Raw genomic sequence first — 18,567 nt, forward strand, 5'->3', positions numbered from 1 at the left:
GCCATGGGCCAGTTCCTGGAACGCCTGCGCTATTTCTCGCGTCCGCGCGAAGCCTTCTCCGACGGCTGGGGCGAGGTGCGCGAGGAAGCGCGCCAGTGGGAGGATGGCTACCGCAACCGCTGGTCGCACGACAAGATCGTGCGTTCCACCCACGGCGTGAACTGCACCGGCTCGTGCAGCTGGAAGATCCACGTCAAGCAGGGCGTGGTGACCTGGGAAACCCAGCAGACCGACTACCCGCGCACCCGCCCCGGCATGCCCAACCACGAGCCGCGCGGCTGCTCGCGCGGCGCCTCGTACTCCTGGTACCTGTACAGCGCGAACCGGCTGAAGTACCCGATGATCCGCGGCCGGTTGCTGAAGCACTGGCGCAGGCTGCGCGAAACGCTGGCGCCGGTGGAAGCGTGGGCCGCGCTGATGGCCGAGCCGGGCATGCAGGACTACAAGGCCAGCCGCGGCCTCGGTGGCTTCGTGCGGGTGAAGTGGGACGAGGCGCTGGAACTGGTCGCCGCCGCCAACGTGCACACGGTGAAGGCGCACGGACCCGACCGCGTGGTGGGCTTCTCGCCGATCCCGGCGATGTCGATGGTGTCCTACGCCTCCGGCGCGCGCTACCTCAGCCTGATCGGCGGCACCCTGCTGTCGTTCTACGACTGGTACTGCGACCTGCCGCCGTCCAGCCCGCAGACCTGGGGCGAGCAGACCGACGTGCCCGAGTCGGCCGACTGGTACAACTCCGGCTACATCATCGCCTGGGGCTCGAACGTGCCGCAGACGCGCACGCCCGACGCGCACTTCTTCGTCGAGGCGCGCTACAACGGCACCCACGTGGTGGCGGTGACGCCGGACTACGCCGAGGTCGCCAAGCTTTCCGACCTGTGGCTGCACCCCAAGCAGGGCACCGACGCCGCGCTGGCCATGGCGATGGGCCACGTGATCCTCCGGGAATTCTTCCTCGATCGCCAGGCCACCTATTTCCAGGACTACGGCCGACGCTACACCGACCTGCCGCTGCTGGTGACGCTGCGCCGCGACGGCGAACGCTGGATCCCCGACCGCTACCTGCGCGCCAGCGATTTCGACGGCGCGCTGGGCAGCCCCGGCCACGCCGAGTGGAAGACCGTGGGCTTCGACAAGGACGGCCGGCCGGTGGTGCCGCAGGGCGCGATCGGCTTCCGCTGGCCGGGCCGGGACAGCCCCGACCACGGCAAGTGGAACCTGGAGCAGAAGGGCGCCGACGGCGCGGCCATCGAGCTGCAACTGACCCAGATCGACCGCCGTGACGCCGTCTGTGCCGTGGCCTTCCCGTACTTCGGCGGCGTGGTCAACCCGCATTACCCGAGCAACGACCAGCAGGGTGACGTGCTGCTGCGCCACGTGCCGGTGCGCAAACTGGTCACGAAGGACGGCGAGGTGATGGTCGCCACCACCTTCGACCTGCTGTGCGCGCACTACGGCCTGGACCGCGGCCTGGGCGGCACCAGCGCCAGGGGTTACGACGACAACGTGCCCTACACCCCGGCTTGGCAGGAGGCGATCACCGGCGTGCCGGCGCAGCACGCCATCGCGGTGGCGCGCGGCTTCGCCGACAACGCGGAGAAAACCAGGGGCCGCTCGATGGTCATCATCGGCGCGGGCATGAACCACTGGTACCACCAGGACATGAACTACCGCAGCATCATCAACGTCCTGATGCTGTGCGGCACGGTGGGCGTGTCCGGCGGCGGCTGGTCGCACTACGTGGGGCAGGAGAAGCTGCGCCCGCAGACCGGCTGGACCGCGCTGGCCTTCGCGCTGGACTGGACGCGCCCGCCGCGACAGATGGCCGGCACCACGTTCTTCTACGTGCACTCGGACCAGTGGCGCTACGAGAAGCTCGACGTGGACGAACTGCTCTCGCCGCTGGCCGACCGCCGCCGCTACGGCCGCAGCCTGATCGACTGCAACGTGCGCGCCCAGCGCATGGGCTGGACGCCGTCGGCGCCGCAGCTCAACCGCAACCCGCTGCAGGTGGCCCGCGACGCCGCGGCCGCCGGCGTGGACGCGAAGGACTACGTGGCCGCGGCGCTGAAGTCCGGCGAGCTGCGCATGGCCAGCGAGGACCCGGACGACCCCACCAACTTCCCGCGCAACCTGTTCATCTGGCGCTCCAACCTGTTCGGTTCCTCCGGCAAGGGCCACGAGTATTTCCTGCGCCACTTCCTCGGCACCCGCTGCGGCCTGCAGGGCAAGGACCTCGGCGAGGAGGGCGGCGCCAAGCCCGAGGAAGTGGTATGGCGCGAACCCGCGCCCGAGGGCAAGCTCGACCTGGTGGTGACGCTGGACTTCCGCATGTCCACCTCCTGCCTGTACTCGGACGTGGTGCTGCCCACCGCCTCCTGGTACGAGAAGAACGACCTCAACACCTCCGACATGCATCCGTTCATCCACCCACTGTCGGCGGCGGTGGACCCGGTCTACGAGTCGCGCAGCGACTGGGAGATCTTCAAGGCGGTGGCGAAGAAGTTCTCCGCGCTGGCCGAAGGCCACCTCGGCGTGGAGAAGGACGTGGTGCTCACGCCGATCCTGCACGACACGTCGGCCGAGCTGGCGCAGCCGTTCGGCGGGCAGGACTGGAAGAAGGGCGAGTGCGAACTGGTGCCCGGCGTCACCGCCTCCAACATCGCCGTGGTGGAACGCGACTACCCGGCCACCTTCGCCCGCTACACCGCGCTGGGTCCGCTGATGGACACGCTGGGCAACGGCGGCAAGGGCATCGCCTGGGACACCGGGCACGAAGTGGCCGGCCTGGCCGCGCTCAACGCCACCGTGGCCGACGGCCCGGCCAGGGGCCGGCCGCGCATCGACAGCGACATCGACGCCGCCGAGACCATCATGTACCTCGCGCCGGAGACCAACGGCGAGGTGGCGGTGAAGGCCTGGGCCGCGCTGTCGAAGATCACCGGCCGCGACCACACCCATCTCGCGCGCCCGCGCGAGGACGAGAAGATCCGCTTCCGCGACATCCAGGCGCAGCCGCGCAAGATCATCTCCTCGCCCACCTGGTCGGGCATCGAGAGCGAGCATGTCAGCTACAGCGCCGGCTGGACCAACGTCAACGAACTGATCCCCTGGCGCACGATTTCCGGGCGCCAGCAGTTCTACCAGGACCATCCCTGGCTGCGCGACTTCGGCGAGGGCTTCGCGCTGTACCGGCCGCCGATCGACACGCGCACCGTGGCGCCGCTGCTGGGCCGGAAGGGCAACGGCCATCCCGAGGTGATGCTGAACTTCATCACCCCGCACCAGAAGTGGGGCATCCACAGCACCTACACCGACAACCTGCTGATGCTCACGCTGTCGCGCGGCGGGCCGATCGTGTGGATCTCCGAGGCCGACGCGGGCCGGGCTGGCATCGTCGACAACGACTGGATCGAGGTGTTCAACGTGAACGGCGCGCTCACCGCGCGCGCGGTGGTCAGCCAGCGCGTGAAGGAAGGCATGTGCCTGATGTACCACGCGCAGGAGAAGATCGTGAACGTTCCGGGTTCGGAGATCACCGGCATGCGCGGCGGCATCCACAACTCGGTCACCCGCACCGTGCTCAAGCCCACCCACATGGTGGGCGGCTACGCGCAGTTGTCGTGGGGCTTCAACTACTACGGCACCGTGGGCTCCAACCGCGATGAGTTCGTGATCGTGCGCAAGATGGCCAAGGTGGACTGGATGGACCGCGTGCAGCGCAAGGCGCGCGAAGACGAACTCGACACGAAGCTGGCCTGAGGAGCAGACCCATGAAAGTCCGCGCACAGATCGCGATGGTGCTGAACCTCGACAAGTGCATCGGCTGCCACACCTGCTCGGTCACCTGCAAGAACGTGTGGACCTCGCGCAAGGGCATGGAATACGCGTGGTTCAACAACGTGGAAACCAAGCCCGGCATCGGCTACCCGAAGGACTGGGAGAACCAGGAACGCTGGCACAGCGGCTGGGTACGCAAGCCGAACGGCAAGCTGGTGCCGAAGCAGGGCGGGCGGCTCGCCGTGCTGGCCAAGCTGTTCTCCAACCCGCACATGCCGCAGATCGACGATTACTACGAGCCGTTCACCTTCGACTACGAGAACCTGCAGACCGCGCCGGAGCTGCCCACCGCCCCGGTAGCGCGGCCGATCTCGCTGGTCTCCGGCCGCACCATGGACAAGGTGGAGTGGGGGCCGAACTGGGAGGAGATCCTCGGCGGCGAGTTCAGCAAGCGCAGCGCCGACTACAACTTCGAGGCGGTGCAGAAGGACATCTACGGCCAGTTCGAAAACACTTTCATGATGTACCTGCCGCGGCTGTGCGAGCACTGCCTCAACCCCACCTGCGTGGCCTCGTGCCCGTCCGGCTCGATCTACAAGCGCGAGGAGGACGGCATCGTGCTGATCGACCAGGACAAGTGCCGCGGCTGGCGCATGTGCGTCTCCGGCTGCCCGTACAAGAAGATCTACTACAACTGGACCAGCGGCAAGGCGGAGAAGTGCACCTTCTGCTACCCGCGCATCGAGGCCGGCCTGCCCACGGTGTGCTCGGAAACCTGCGTGGGCCGCATCCGCTATCTCGGCGTGCTGCTGTACGACGCCGACCGCATCGGCGAGGCCGCCGCCACCGAGAACCCGCACGACCTGTACCAGGCCCAGCTCGACGTGTTCCTCGACCCGCACGACCCGGACGTGCAGCGCCAGGCGCTGGCCGACGGCGTGCCGGCCGAGTGGATCGAGTCGGCGAAGCATTCGCCCACCTACAAGATGGCGGTGGAGTGGAAGATTGCCTTCCCGCTGCACCCCGAGTACCGCACCCTGCCGATGGTGTGGTACGTGCCGCCGCTGTCGCCGATCCAGGCGCACGCCAACGCCGGCGCCATCGACAGCACCGACCACGGCCTGCCCGACGTGGATTCGCTGCGCATCCCGGTGCGCTACCTCGCCAACCTGCTCACCGCCGGCAACGAGGCGCCGGTGACCGGAGCGCTGAAGCGCATGCTGGCGATGCGGGCCTGGTTCCGCGCGCGCCAGCTCGGCCAGCCGCAGGATCCGGCGATGCTGGCCGCGGTGGGCCTGGACGAGGCCACCGCCGAGGCCATGCACCGCTACCTCGCCATCGCCAACTACGAGGACCGCTTCGTGATCCCCACCGCGCACCGCGAGGAAGCCGAGAACGCCTACCAGCTGCGCGGCGGCTGCGGCTTCACCTTCGGCAATGGCTGCGACGGCATCGACGCCAAGGCCGGCCTGTTCGGCGGCAAGATGGGCCGGCGCAAGATGATCCCCATCCGCATGATCGACGACGACACCTGATGGCCAGCGAACACGCCACCACCTTGCGCGCGCTGGCCGCCTTGCTGGCCTATCCCGACGCGGAACTGCGTGCCGCGCTGCCGGAAATCGCCGACGCGCTGCGCGCCGCACACGGACTCGACGCGCAACGGCGCGACGAGTTGCTGGCGCTGACCAGGGAGCTGGGGCAGGGCGAACTGCTCGATGCCGAGGCGCGCTACGTCGAGCTGTTCGACCACGGCCGCTCCACCTCGCTCAACCTGTTCGAGCACGTGCACGGCGACGGCCGCGAACGCGGCTCGGCGATGCTGGAACTGCGCGAGCGCTACCGGCGGATCGGGCTGGAACAGCGCGGCCACGAACTGCCCGACCACCTGCCGGTGCTGCTGGAATACCTGAGCTGCTGCGAGCCCGCGGAAACGCCCGAGCTGCTGGGCGAATGCGCCCACGTGCTGCGCAAGCTGGGCAACGCGCTCGTCAAACGCGGCAGCCGCTACGCCGCGGTACCCGCCGCGCTGCTGGCGCTGGCCGGCGAGGAAGGCCTCGACCCGCACGCGCCGGTGCCGCCACCGGAAGACATCGACACGAGCTGGGAAGAACGTCCCGCCTTCGAACCGCCCGCCGAGGCCGCGCCGTGACCACCGCTTCCGTCCAGGAGTGCCTGCCATGACCCTCTCACCCGCCTGGAACCAGTTCCTGTTCGGCATCTACCCGTACCTCTGCCTCACCGTGCTGCTGCTCGGCAGCCTGATCCGCTACGACCGCGAGCCGTACTCGTGGAAGAGCGACTCCTCGCAGATCCTGCGCGCGAAGACGCTGCGCTGGGGCTCCAACCTGTTCCACTACGGCATCCTGGTGGTGGTGCTGGGCCACTTCGCCGGCTTCCTGATCCCCGAATGGGCGATCGGCTGGCTGCTCAGCCCGGGCCAGCACCAGTGGCTGGCGATGGTCGCCGGCGGGCTCGCCGGCCTCGTGGCGATCATCGGGCTGAGCCTGCTGATCGGGCGCCGGTTGGGCGACCCGCGCGTGCGCCGCAACAGCCGCCGGTGGGACATCGCCATCGTGCTGATGCTGTGGTTCCAGTTGCTGCTGGGGCTGGCCACCGTGCCGATGTCGGCCCAGCACATGGACGGCGCCACCTTCGAGGTGCTCAGCCGCTACGTGCAGGGCATCGTCTACTTCCACGGCGGCGGCGCCGCGCTGCTGCAGGGCGTGCCGTGGGTGTACCAGCTGCACATCCTGCTCGGCTTCAGCATCTTCCTGGTCTCGCCGTTCACCCGCATGGTGCACATCTGGAGCGGCATGGCCAGCGTGGCCTACCTGTTCCGTCCCTACCAGCTGGTGCGCACGCGCAAGCGGATGGTGCGCCCGTGAGCGTGCGCGTCAACGGCATCGCCGTGGACACCGGCGACTGGCCCAGCGACGAGCTGGCCGCGGTGCACGAGCTGCTGCGTCAGCGCGCGCGGGAACTGGGCTTGCTGGACGAAGGCGCCGACGCGGCAGCTGGCAGCGAGGCGATCGAGCAATTGCTGGCGCGCGAGGTACGTGTGCCCGAGCCCACGCCGGAAGAATGCCGCCGCTGGTACGACGCCCACCCGGAACGCTACCGCAGCGGCGAACGGGTGCATGCGCGGCACATCCTGTTCCAGGTGACGCCCGGCACGCCGGTGCCGGCGATCCGCGCGGTGGCCGAGGCGATGCTGCAGGAACTGCGCCTGCAGCCGGAACGGTTCGAAGCCCGCGCCCGCGAGAAGTCCAACTGCCCCTCCGGCGCGCAGGGTGGCCAGCTCGGCCAGCTGCAGCGCGGCGCCACCGTGCCGGAATTCGAGCAGGCGATCTTCGCAGGCCACGAACTCGGCGTGCTGCCGAAACTGGTGAACACCCGCTACGGGTTCCACATCGTGGCGGTGGACCGGCGCATCCCCGGCGAACCGCTGCCGTTCGAGGCGGTGGCCGGACGCGTGGCGCGCGAGCTGCATGCCGCCGCCGAGCGCAAGGCGCTGGGCCAGTACGTGCGCGTGCTGGCCGGCCAGGCCGAGCTGGAGGGCGTGGAACTGGAAGCCGCCGCCTCGCCACTGGTGCAATAAGGCGTTGCCCTCGCCACTGCAGAGACCGGAACGGTCAGGGCTACTTCACCGTCATTCCAGCCTGCGTCCAATGCTGTCCGGAATAGTTGTTGATGTCGGTGGAAAGCTTGCGCCAAAGATCGGCAACGGAGCGTGGCGAAGACGGCCCGTCTGCCTCAAGGGCGGGGCAAAAGGCGCCCTCCCCTGCGTGCAGGGGAGGATTGGGGAGGGGTGCTCTTGGCTTGAAAGCCAAAGCGTGACCCCCTCCCAACCTCCCCCTGCACGCAGGGGAAGGAGTTCATCCGGCAGCGGAAATATTCCGGATAGCCGTGGGCCTGCGCCGGAATTGAGGAGCATATGCTTCGCGCACTCAGCGCGGCAGCGTGGAACGCCCCATCAGGTACGCGTCCACCGCCCGCGCGCACTGGCGCCCCTCGCGGATCGCCCACACCACCAGCGACTGCCCGCGGCGCATGTCGCCGGCGGCGAACACCTTGTCGACGCTGGTGCGGTAGCCGTCGTCGCCATCGGTGGATGCCCGGGCGTTGCCGCGCGCGTCGCGTTCCACGCCGAAGGCATCCAGCACCTTCTGCACCGGCGAGACGAAGCCCATCGCCAGCAGCACCAGCTCGGCGCGGACCTCGAACTCGCTGCCCGGCACCTCGGCCATCCTGCCGTCCTGCCACTGCAGGCGGACGGCGGTGAGGCTCTTCACGCGGCCCTTGCCGTCGTCGTTGAAGCGCTTGGTCGCCACCGACCAGTCGCGCTGGCAGCCTTCCTCGTGCGAGCTGGAGGTGCGCAGGCGGATCGGCCAGTACGGCCACACCAGCGGCTTGTTCTCCTGCTCGGGCGGCTGTGGCAGCAGCTCGAACTGGGTGACGGCCTTGGCACCATGGCGATTGGAAGTGCCCACGCAATCCGAGCCGGTGTCGCCACCGCCGATCACCACCACGTGCTTGCCGCCGGCGTGGATCTGCCCGTCGAGGGCGTCGCCGGCGTTGACCCGGTTCTGCTGCGGCAGGAAGTCCATCGCGAAGTGCACGCCGTCCAGTTCGCGGCCCGGCACCGGCAGGTCGCGCGGGGTCTCCGCGCCGCCGGCGATCACCACCGCGTCGAACTCGCGCCGGAGCTGGGCCGGCGTCACCGTTTCCAGCGGGCCGTACGCAGCCGCGTCGTGCGGGTTGCCCACGAACACGCCGGTGCGGAAATCCACGCCCTCGCCGCGCATCTGCTCGACGCGCCGGTCGATGTGCGACTTCTCCAGCTTGAAGTCGGGGATGCCGTAGCGCAGCAGGCCGCCCACGCGGTCGTTCTTCTCGAACACGGTGACCGCGTGCCCGGCGCGCGCCAGCTGCTGCGCGGCGGCGAGGCCCGCGGGGCCGGAACCGACCACCGCCACGCGCTTGCCGGTCTTGTGCGCCGGCGGCTGCGGCACCACCCAGCCTTCTTCCCAGCCGCGGTCGATGATCTTGTGCTCGATCGACTTGATGCCCACCGCATCGCTGTTGATGTTGAGCGTGCAGGCCGCCTCGCACGGCGCCGGGCAGATCCGCCCGGTGAACTCGGGGAAGTTGTTGGTGGAATGCAGCACGTCCAGCGCGCGCTTCCAGTCCTGCCGGTAAACCAGGTCGTTGAAGTCGGGGATGATGTTGTTGACCGGGCAGCCGTTGTGGCAGAACGGGATGCCGCAGTCCATGCAGCGTGCCGCCTGCAGCTGCGCGGCCTGGTCGTCGAGCTGGCGCACGAACTCGTGCCAGTGTCGCTTGCGCTGCGCGGGCGCCTCGCTGGTCTCGTGCTGGCGCGGGTGGTCGAGGAAGCCGGTGATCTTGCCCATCTCAGTGCTCCTCAGGCGGTGGCCTTCTCGGTGGATTCCAGCACGGCGTCGCTCTTCGCCTCGATCAGCGCGCGTTTGTACTCGTTCGGCATCACCTTGACGAAGCGCGCGCGCGCCACGCGCCAGTCGTGCAGGATCTCCTTGGCGCGGAAGCTGCCGGTGTGGCGGAAGTGCGCCTCCAGCAGCTGGCGCAGGATCGCCTCGTCGGTGGCCGGCGCACCATCGCGCGCGGGCACGTGCCAGTGGTGGCGCGGCACGCGCAGTTCCTGCTCCACGCCGGACAGCACCGGCTCCAGCGCCACCATCGCCAGGTTGCAGCGGCGCTCGAACGCGCCGTGCGGGTCGTACACGTAGGCCACGCCGCCGGACATGCCGGCGGCGAAGTTGCGCCCGGTCTCGCCCAGCACCACCACGGTGCCGCCGGTCATGTACTCGCAGCCGTGGTCGCCCACGCCTTCCACCACCGCACGCGCGCCGGAGTTGCGCACCGCGAAGCGCTCGCCGGCCACGCCGTTGAAGTACGCCTCGCCGTCGATGGCGCCGTACAGCACGGTGTTGCCCACGATGATGTGCTCGGGGCCGAAGCCGTGGAAGTCGTTCGGCGAGCGCACCACGAGGCGGCCGCCGGACAGGCCCTTGCCCACGTAGTCGTTGCCCTGGCCGACCAGGTCCAGCGTGATGCCGCGCGCGAGGAAGGCGCCGAAGCTCTGCCCCGCGGTGCCGTCCAGCTGCACGTGGATGGTGTCGTCGGGCAGGCCCTCGTGGCCGTGGCGGCGCGCCAGTTCGCCCGACAGCATGCTGCCCACGCTGCGGTCGACGTTGCGCACGTCGACGATGAAGCGGGTCTTCTCGCCGCGCTCCAGCGCCGGCTTTGCCTTCTCGATCAGCACGTGGTCGAGCGCGTGGCCGAGGCCGTGATCCTGCGCGTCGACATGGCGCCAGGCGACGTCGGCCGGCACGTCGGGGCGGTGGAACACGCGCGAGAAATCCAGTCCCTTCGCCTTCCAGTGCGCCACGCCGGCGCGCATGTCGAGCAGGTCGGCGCGGCCGACCAGGTCGTCGAAGCGGCGGATGCCGAGCTGCGCCATGATACGGCGCGCTTCCTCGGCGACGAAGAAGAAGAAGTTCACCACGTGCTCGGGCTTGCCGGCGAAGCGGCGGCGCAGCACCGGGTCCTGCGTGGCCACGCCCACCGGGCAGGTGTTGAGGTGGCACTTGCGCATCATGATGCAGCCTTCCACCACCAGCGGCGCGGTGGCGAAGCCGAACTCGTCGGCGCCGAGCAGGGCGCCGATCACCACGTCGCGGCCGGTCTTCATCTGGCCGTCGGCCTGCACCCGGATGCGGCCGCGCAGGCGGTTCAGCACCAGGGTCTGCTGGGTCTCGGCCAGGCCCAGCTCCCACGGTGTGCCGGCGTGCTTGATCGACGACCACGGCGAGGCGCCGGTGCCGCCGTCGTGGCCGGCGATCACCACGTGGTCGGCCTTGCACTTGGCCACGCCCGCGGCCACCGTGCCCACGCCCACCTCGGACACCAGCTTCACCGAGATCGAGGCCTGCGGGTTGCAGCTCTTCAGGTCGTGGATGAGCTGGGCCAGGTCCTCGATCGAGTAGATGTCGTGGTGCGGCGGCGGCGAGATCAGGCCCACGCCGGGCACCGAGAAGCGCAGCTGCGCGATGTACTCGGACACCTTGTGGCCGGGCAGCTGGCCGCCCTCGCCGGGCTTGGCGCCCTGCGAGACCTTGATCTGGATCTGGTCGGCCGAGACCAGGTAGGCGGCGGTGACGCCGAAGCGCCCCGAGGCCACCTGCTTGATGCGCGAGCGCAGCGAATCGCCAGCCTGCAGCTCGATGTCGCGCTCGATGCGGTCCCTGCCGAGGATGCCGGCCAGCGTGTCGCCCGGCTGGATGCCGACGCCGCGCAGCTCGTTCTGGTAGCGAGCCGGGTCCTCGCCGCCCTCGCCGGTGTTGGACTTGCCGCCGATGCGGTTCATCGCCACCGCCAGCGTGGCGTGCGCCTCGGTGGAGATCGAGCCCAGCGACATGGCGCCGGTGGCGAAGCGCTTCACGATCTCCTTCGCCGGTTCCACCTCGTCCAGCGGGATCGCCGCGGCGGGGTCGGCGCGGAACTCGAACAGGCCGCGCAGCGTCATGTGGCGGCGGTCCTGCTCGTTGATGAGGCGCGCGTATTCCTCGTAGGTGGCCGCGCTGTTGGCGCGGGTGGCGTGCTGCAGCTTGGCGATGGCGTCCGGCGTCCACAGGTGCTGCTCGCCGCGCACGCGCCAGGCGTAGTCGCCGCCGTCGGCCAGGGAGCCGGCCAGCACCGGGTCGTCGCCGTAGGCGGCGGCGTGCTGGCGCAGCGCTTCCTCGGCCAGCTCGAACAGGCCGATGCCCTCGATGGTGCTGGTGGTGCCGGTGAAGTAGCGGTCCACCAGCTCGCGGTTCAGGCCCACCGCCTCGAAGATCTGCGCGCCGGTGTAGGACATGTAGGTGGAGATGCCCATCTTGGACATCACCTTCTGCAGGCCCTTGTCGATCGCCTTGACGAAGTGGGCGATGGCCTTCTCCGGCGTGATGCCGCCCGGCGCGCCGGCGTAGTGCTGCGCCAGCGTCTCCATCGCCAGGTACGGGTGCACCGCCTCGGCGCCGTAGCCGGCGAGCAGGGCGAAGTGGTGCACCTCGCGCGCCGAGCCGGTTTCCACCACCAGGCCGGTGCTGGTGCGCAGGCCGCGCTCGACCAGGTGCAGATGCACCGCCGAGGTGGCCAGCAGGGCGGGGATCGCCACCCGTTCGCGGTCGGCGTGGCGGTCGGACACCACCAGGATGTTGTGGCCCTGGCGGATCGCGTCCACCGCCTGGGCGCACAGCGAGGCCAGGCGCGCCTCGATGCCGGCCTTGCCCCACGTGGCGGGGTAGGTGATGTCCAGCGTGTGGCTGCGGAACTTGCCCTTGGAGTAGCGGCCGATCTTGCGGATCTTCGCCATCTCGGCGAAGCCCAGCACCGGCTGCTGCACCTCCAGGCGCAACGGCGGGTTGATGTTGTTGATGTCGAGCAGGTTGGGCTTGGGGCCAATGAAGGACACCAGCGACATCACCAGCTGCTCGCGGATCGGGTCGATCGACGGGTTGGTGACCTGCGCGAACAGCTGGCGGAAGTAGCTGTACAGCGACTTGTCCTGGTCCGACAGCACCGCCAGCGGCGCGTCGTTGCCCATCGAGCCGATCGCCTCCTCGCCGGACTGCGCCATCGGCAGCAGCTGGAACTTGAGGTCTTCCTGGGTGTAGCCGAAGGCCTGCTGGCGGTCGAGCAGGCGGTCGATGGCGCGCGATTCCGGCGGCGCGTCGGGCAGGTCGTCGAGCTTGATGCGGATGCGCTCGATCCACTGCTTGTACGGCCGCGCGTTGGCCAGCTGGTCCTTCAGCTCCTTGTCGTCGATGATGCGCCCGGCCTCCATGTCGATCAGCAGCATCTTGCCCGGCTGCAGGCGCCACTTCTTCACGATGCTGGCCTCCGGCACCGGCAGCACGCCGGCCTCGGAGGCGAGGATCACCAGGTCGTCGTCGGTGACCAGGTAGCGCGCCGGGCGCAGGCCGTTGCGGTCCAGCGTGGCGCCGACCTGGCGGCCGTCGGTGAAGGCGATCGCGGCGGGGCCGTCCCACGGCTCCATCAGCGCGGCGTGGTACTCGTAGAACGCGCGGTGGCTGTCGTCCATCAGCGCGTGCCGTTCCCACGCCTCGGGGATCATCATCATCATCGCCTGGGCCAGCGGGTAGCCGGCCATGGTCAGCAGCTCCAGGCAGTTGTCGAACGAAGCGGTGTCGCTCTGGCCAGGGTAGATCAGCGGCCACAGCTTGGGCAGGTCCTCACCCAGCACCGGCGAGGCGATCGCGCCGGTGCGCGCGTTGAGCCAGTTCACGTTGCCCTTGACCGTGTTGATCTCGCCGTTGTGCGCGACCATGCGGTAGGGATGCGCCAGCTCCCACGCGGGGAAGGTGTTGGTGGAGAAGCGCTGGTGCACCAGCGCCAGCGCGGACACCGTGCGCGGGTCGGCCAGGTCGCGGTAATAGCGGCCCACCTGGCCGGCCAGCAGCAGGCCCTTGTAGACCACGGTGCGCGTGGACATCGAGGGCACGAAGTATTCCTTGCCGTGCTTGAAGCTCAGGGCGCGGATGGCGTGGCTGGCGGTCTTGCGGATCACGTAGAGCTTGCGCTCCAGCGCGTCGGGCACCATCACGTCCGGACCGCGGCCGATGAACACCTGGCGGATCACCGGCTCGCGTTCCTTCACCGCCGGCGACATCGGCATCTCGCCGTCCACCGGCACGTCGCGCCAGCCGAGCAGCACCTGGCCCTCGGCGCGCACCTTGCGCTCCAGCTCCTGCTCGCAGGCCTGGCGCGAGGCCTCTTCCTTGGGCAGGAACACCATGCCCACGCCGTACTCGCCGGGCGGCGGCAGGGTCACGCCCTGCAGCGCCATCTCCTCGCGGTACAGCCGGTCGGGGATCTGGATCAGGATGCCGGCGCCGTCGCCCATCAGCGGGTCGGCGCCCACCGCGCCGCGGTGGTCCAGGTTGCGCAGGATCGCCAGCCCCTGCTGGATGATCGCGTGGCTCTTGCGGCCCTTGATGTGGGCGACGAAACCCACGCCACAGGCGTCGTGTTCGTGACGGGGATCGTAGAGCCCCTGCGCGCGCGGTTGGTCCATCGTCTCCCTCCCGAAGGGACGTGCGGATGCTGCGGTTGGTCGTTTGACTATAGTGCGGCGCAGCAAAAAGGCAAGCACCGGAACGGAAGTCCAGACGTATGGACGTCCATCAGTCCGGAAGGGCGACGCGGGCTTGCCTGTACTTGCGCTTGGTGGCGGCCGTGGCGTCGCCGTCCTGCGCCGGCTTTCGGATGCCTTCGGAAGGCGTCAGTCCTCGTCCGCGGGCAGCGGCGGCACGGCGTCCTGGTCCAGCGCCAGCTGGCTGGCCAGCAGGGCCACCTGGGTGCGGTTGTTCACGCCCAGCTTGCGCATGATCGCGGTCATGTGGGCCTTCACGGTGGCCTCGGAGACGCCCAGGTCCCAGGCGATCTGCTTGTTGAGCAGGCCCTCGGCGGTCATGGTGAGCACGCGGAACTGCTGCGGGGTGAGGCTGGCGACGCGCGCGGCCGCGTCGGCCTCGTCCGGCTGCAGGGCCAGGTGGCCGCCGAGCAGCTGCGGCGGCAGCCAGGTGTCGCCGTCCAGCACCTGGCGGATCGCCTCGGCGATGTGCACGCCGTCGGTGGACTTGGGGATGTAGGCCGCCGCGCCGTGGGCCAGCGCGCGACGCGCCACCGCGGCTTCCTCGTGGCCGGAGACCACGATGATCGGCAGTCCCGGGTACTGGCCGCGGATGTGCGCCAGTGCCGAATAGCCGCGCGCGCCGGGCATGTGCAGGTCGAGCAGCAGCAGGTCGGCGTCGGGGTACTGCTCGATCAGGCCGAGCAGGCTGTGCACGCCATCGGCGCAGTGCACGCGCGCCTGTGGCAGGGCGCCCAGCACCGCGCGCTGCAGCGCGTCGCGGAACAGCGGGTGGTCGTCGGCGATCAGGACGTCAGGCATGGGGCTTGGACGTGGGGAAACGGGGAACGGGGAACATGCGGAGATCGCTTCGCCGGAAGCGGTTCGCTCCCTGCCTTTGTTCCCCATGCCCCGTTCCCCGCCGCGTCATTTGATCAGCCGCTCCTCGACCAGGCTCTTCACCACGCTGGGGTCGGCCAGGGTGGTGATGTCGCCGAGCTGGTCAGGCTGGTTCTCGCCGATCTTGCGCAGGATGCGGCGCATGATCTTGCCCGAGCGGGTCTTGGGCAGGCCGGGCGCCCACTGGATGTAGTCGGGCGTGGCGATCGGGCCGATCTCCTTGCGCACCCAGGCCACCAGTTCCTTCTTCAGCGCGTCGCTGCCGGTTTCGCCGGCGACCAGGGTGACGTAGGCGTAGATGCCCTGGCCCTTGATCTCGTGCGGGCAGCCCACCACGGCGGCCTCGGCCACCTTGGGGTGCGCCACCAGCGCGCTTTCCACCTCGGCGGTGCCGATGCGGTGGCCGCTGACGTTGATCACGTCGTCGACGCGGCCGGTGATCCAGTAGTAGCCATCCTCGTCGCGGCGCGCGCCGTCGCCGGTGAAGTAGTTGCCGGGGTAGGCGCTGAAGTAGGTCTCGATGAAGCGCTGGTGGTCGCCATACACCGTGCGCATCTGGCCGGGCCAGGAATCGGTGAGCAGCAGGTTGCCCTCGGCCACGCCTTCCTGCACCTCGCCGTTGGCGTCGACGATGGCGGGCTTGATGCCGAAGAATGGGCGGGTGGCGGAACCGGGCTTGGCGTCGATGGCGCCGGGCAGCGGGGTGATCAGGATGCCGCCGGTCTCGGTCTGCCACCAGGTGTCCACGATCGGCCGGCGGCTGTCGCCCACCACACGGTGGTACCACTCCCAGGCCTCGGGGTTGATCGGCTCGCCCACCGTGCCGAGCACGCGCAGCGAGGCGCGCGAGGCCTGCTTCACCGGCGCCTCGCCCTCGCGCATCAGCGCGCGGATCGCGGTGGGCGCAGTGTAGAACAGGGTGACCTTGTGCTTGTCCACCACCTGCCAGAAGCGGCTGAAGTCGGGGTAGTTCGGCACGCCGTCGAACATCACAGTGGTGGCGCCGTTGGCCAGCGGGCCGTACACCACGTAGCTGTGGCCGGTGACCCAGCCCACGTCGGCGGTGCACCAGTAGACGTCGTCCTCGCGCAGGTCGAACACGCACTCGTGGGTGTAGCTGGTGTAGACGAGGTAGCCGGCCGAGGTGTGCAGCACGCCCTTGGGCTTGCCGGTGGAGCCGGAGGTGTACAGGATGAACAGCGGGTGCTCGGCTTCCATCGGCTCGGCCGGGCAGTCGGCGCTCTGGCCGTCCATCAGATTGTGGTACCAGCGGTCGCGCGGCGACTGCATCGGCACCGCGCTGCCGGTGCGGCGCACCACCACCACGGTCTCCACGCTGTTGGTGCCGGGGCGCTTGAGCGCCTCGTCCACGTTCGCCTTGAGCGGGATCTTCCGGCCGCCACGCACGCCTTCGTCGGCGGTCACCACCAGCTTGCAGGCGGAGTCGGCGATGCGCCCGGCCAGCGAATCGGGCGAGAAGCCGCCGAACACCACCGAGTGCACTGCGCCGATGCGCGCGCAGGCCAGCATCGCCACCGCCGCCTCGGGGATCATCGGCATGTAGATCGCCACGCGGTCGCCCTTGGCCACGCCCAGATGCTTCAGCGTGTTGGCGAACTTGCACACCTCGGCGTGCAGTTCGCGGTAGGTGAGCTTGCGCGACTCGGAAGGATCGTCGCCCTCGAAGATGATCGCCACCTTGTCGCCGCGTTCCTGCAGGTGACGGTCGAGGCAGTTCGCGGCCACGTTGAGCGTGCCGTCCTCGTACCAGCGGATGTGCAGGTTCTTCGGGTCGAAGGAGACGTCCTTGATCTTCGTCGGCTTCCTGGCCCAGTCCAGCCGCTCGCCCACCCTGGCCCAGAAGCCTTCGGGATCCTTCACCGACTCGGCGTACAGCCGCTCGTAGTCGTCCTTGCGGATGCGCGCCCTGGCGGCGAACGCGGGATCGACCGGATGGATCGTGGACATGCTTGCCTCCTGCTGGCGGATGATGGGCGGCGCGCATCGGCGCGGCGTGGCGGAACCGGGCGTGTCGGTCGAGTGTAGCGGCTGCCCGGCGGACCGCGCAGCACGGCCGTTTCGACTTTGGTCGAGTCTCGACCATCGGCCAATAGGCGCGCGCCGCGCGTGGCGACCATGCTCGGGCCGCCATCGACCGGGGAGAGCCGTCCGCATGATTCCGTCCCACCATCGTCGCGTCCGCGCGCTGGCCTTCGGCGTCGCCTGCGCCCTCGGCCTGCCGCTGGCAGCGCAGGCCCAGACCACGGGCGCCGCCAACGCGCGCGAGCAGCAGCTGGAGCAGCGCGTGAACCAGCTCGAGCAGGAGCTGGCGCAGCTCAAGAGCATGATCCAGGCGCAGCAGCAGCAGAAAGCCGCGCCACCGCCGGCGGCGCCCGCGCAGAACGTGGCCGCCGCGCCGGCGCCGGCCAAACCGGTGTTCAGCAGCGCACCGGGCGTGTCGGTGGCGCTGCATGGCTTCATCGGCGCCAGCGCCTTCAGCCAGAACAAGAGCTTCGCCTACGGCAACGGCACCAACGCCGAGTACCCGCTATCCGGCTCGAAGGGTTCGCTCAGCGGCGTGGACGTGCGCAACACGCGCTTCTGGCTCGACTTCAGCGGCGCCAGGCTGGCCGGCGACTGGGTCGGCGGCGGCCGCATCGAGATGGACTTCTTCGGCGGCTACAACGGTACCGGCGCGTACAGCCAACAGCAGCCCACGCCGCGCCTGCGCCAGGCCTACATGGACCTGACCAATCCGAATACCGGCAGCACGGTGCGCATCGGCCAGCAATGGGAGCTGCTGTTCCCGCTCGACAACGTCACCGCCTCGCTGTCGCACATCGCCTTCCCGCTGGGTTTCGGCACCGGCATGATCGGCTGGCGCTTCCCCGGCATCGTGTGGATGCAGGACCTCAACCACGGCAGCGACAGCGGCATCAAGTGGCGGCTGGACCTGGGCGCGTTCGAGGGTTCGTGGAACGGGCCCGACGGCGCGGTCAACAACACCAACTACCTGACCGCGGGCAACGCCGGCTTCCGCCCGCAGGTCGAGGCGCGCCTGCACGCGCAGGGCAAGGACTGGCTGGCCTACGCGGTGGCGCACTACAGCCGCGTCGACCTGCGCGGCGTGGGCGGCACCGCGCCGACGCCGGTCAAATCCGAGGTGAAGAGCACGGCCTACGAGCTGGGCGGCCAGTGGAAGCCGGGCCCGTGGGTGTTCCGGGCGAACGCCTACACCGGCCGCGGCATCGGCCAGCTGTTCGGCGACCTGTCGCAGTTCGGCGACATCAAGGACACCGGCGGCTACCTGCAGGCAGGCTACAGCTTCACGCCGAACTGGATCCTCAACGCGCTCTACGCCACCAGCAAGCTCAACCGGAATGACGTGATCCGCTGGATGGGCCACGGCTCCACCGGCCTGCTGCGCAGCCGCCAGGCGGGACTGAACCTTGAATACGCCGCCGGCGCCTACGAGCTCGGCGTCGAGTGGCTGTACGGCAAGCTCGACACCACCAGCAACGGCACCGACCGCAAGACCACCAGCGGCAACCAGGTCAGCCTGAGCGGGCTGTACCACTTCTGAGCGTGGCGGCGGCGCCGGGGTGGCGCCGCCGCCTTTCATCCACGGCAGCAGGGCATGCCCGCGACGACACGAACCGATGCGCGGCGCGTGGACGGCGCGCCGCGCGCCGCGGACGGTCCCACCACGC

At 69.6% G+C, this 18,567-nt stretch carries 10 protein-coding genes; 6 read left to right on the top strand and 4 right to left on the bottom strand.

Going from position 1 to position 18,567, the window contains the following annotated elements:
* Positions 1-3 precede the first annotated feature (3 nt).
* From QMK61_RS11400 to QMK61_RS11420, 5 genes are read left to right on the top strand one after another with little or no spacing between them, the layout of a single operon-like run.
* A complete protein-coding gene (locus QMK61_RS11400) occupies positions 4-3,762 on the top strand; it encodes a nitrate reductase subunit alpha (protein WP_302072329.1) in 3,759 nt (1,252 codons plus the stop codon).
* 11 nt (positions 3,763-3,773) lie between these two features.
* Positions 3,774-5,315 (top strand): nitrate reductase subunit beta, encoded by a 1,542-nt coding sequence (narH, locus tag QMK61_RS11405; protein ID WP_302072330.1) that lies wholly within the window; start codon positions 3,774-3,776, stop codon positions 5,313-5,315.
* Positions 5,315-5,932 (top strand): nitrate reductase molybdenum cofactor assembly chaperone, encoded by a 618-nt coding sequence (narJ, locus tag QMK61_RS11410; protein ID WP_302072331.1) that lies wholly within the window; start codon positions 5,315-5,317, stop codon positions 5,930-5,932. Before narH ends, narJ begins: the two co-directional genes overlap by 1 nt.
* A gap of 28 nt (positions 5,933-5,960) precedes the next feature.
* Positions 5,961-6,668, top strand: coding sequence for a respiratory nitrate reductase subunit gamma (narI, locus tag QMK61_RS11415; RefSeq protein WP_302072332.1), 708 nt, complete (start codon positions 5,961-5,963; stop codon positions 6,666-6,668).
* Positions 6,665-7,381 carry a peptidylprolyl isomerase gene (locus tag QMK61_RS11420; protein ID WP_302072333.1) on the top strand — a complete coding sequence of 239 codons (717 nt, stop codon included), beginning with the start codon at positions 6,665-6,667 and terminating at the stop codon, positions 7,379-7,381. The genes narI and QMK61_RS11420 overlap by 4 nt, the downstream gene beginning before the upstream one ends.
* Positions 7,382-7,730: 349 nt before the next feature.
* Here the strand turns inward: QMK61_RS11420 and QMK61_RS11425 are convergent, their stop codons facing one another.
* The 4 genes from QMK61_RS11425 to acs form a co-directional block, all read right to left on the bottom strand.
* Complete coding sequence (locus QMK61_RS11425; RefSeq protein ID WP_302072334.1) at positions 7,731-9,194, bottom strand: glutamate synthase subunit beta; 1,464 nt, start codon at positions 9,192-9,194, stop codon at positions 7,731-7,733.
* Between the two features lie 11 nt (positions 9,195-9,205).
* Positions 9,206-13,900, bottom strand: a complete 4,695-nt coding sequence (locus QMK61_RS11430; RefSeq protein ID WP_302072335.1) for a glutamate synthase-related protein — start codon at positions 13,898-13,900, stop codon at positions 9,206-9,208.
* Positions 13,901-14,107: 207 nt separating this feature from the next.
* The gene (locus tag QMK61_RS11435) at positions 14,108-14,779 is read right to left on the bottom strand and encodes a response regulator transcription factor (RefSeq protein WP_302072336.1); all 672 of its coding nucleotides are present in this window, start codon (positions 14,777-14,779) and stop codon (positions 14,108-14,110) included.
* 105 nt (positions 14,780-14,884) lie between these two features.
* The gene (gene acs / locus QMK61_RS11440; RefSeq protein ID WP_302072337.1) at positions 14,885-16,825 is read right to left on the bottom strand and encodes an acetate--CoA ligase; all 1,941 of its coding nucleotides are present in this window, start codon (positions 16,823-16,825) and stop codon (positions 14,885-14,887) included.
* Positions 16,826-17,030: 205 nt separating this feature from the next.
* On the opposite strand from acs, the gene QMK61_RS11445 reads away from it, so the two are divergent.
* Positions 17,031-18,440, top strand: a complete 1,410-nt coding sequence (locus QMK61_RS11445) for a hypothetical protein (RefSeq protein WP_302072338.1) — start codon at positions 17,031-17,033, stop codon at positions 18,438-18,440.
* The last annotated feature ends 127 nt before the right edge of the window (positions 18,441-18,567 follow it).

Source organism: Fulvimonas sp. R45 (genome assembly GCF_030504985.1).
Taxonomy (GTDB): Bacteria; Pseudomonadota; Gammaproteobacteria; order Xanthomonadales; family Rhodanobacteraceae; genus Rhodanobacter_A.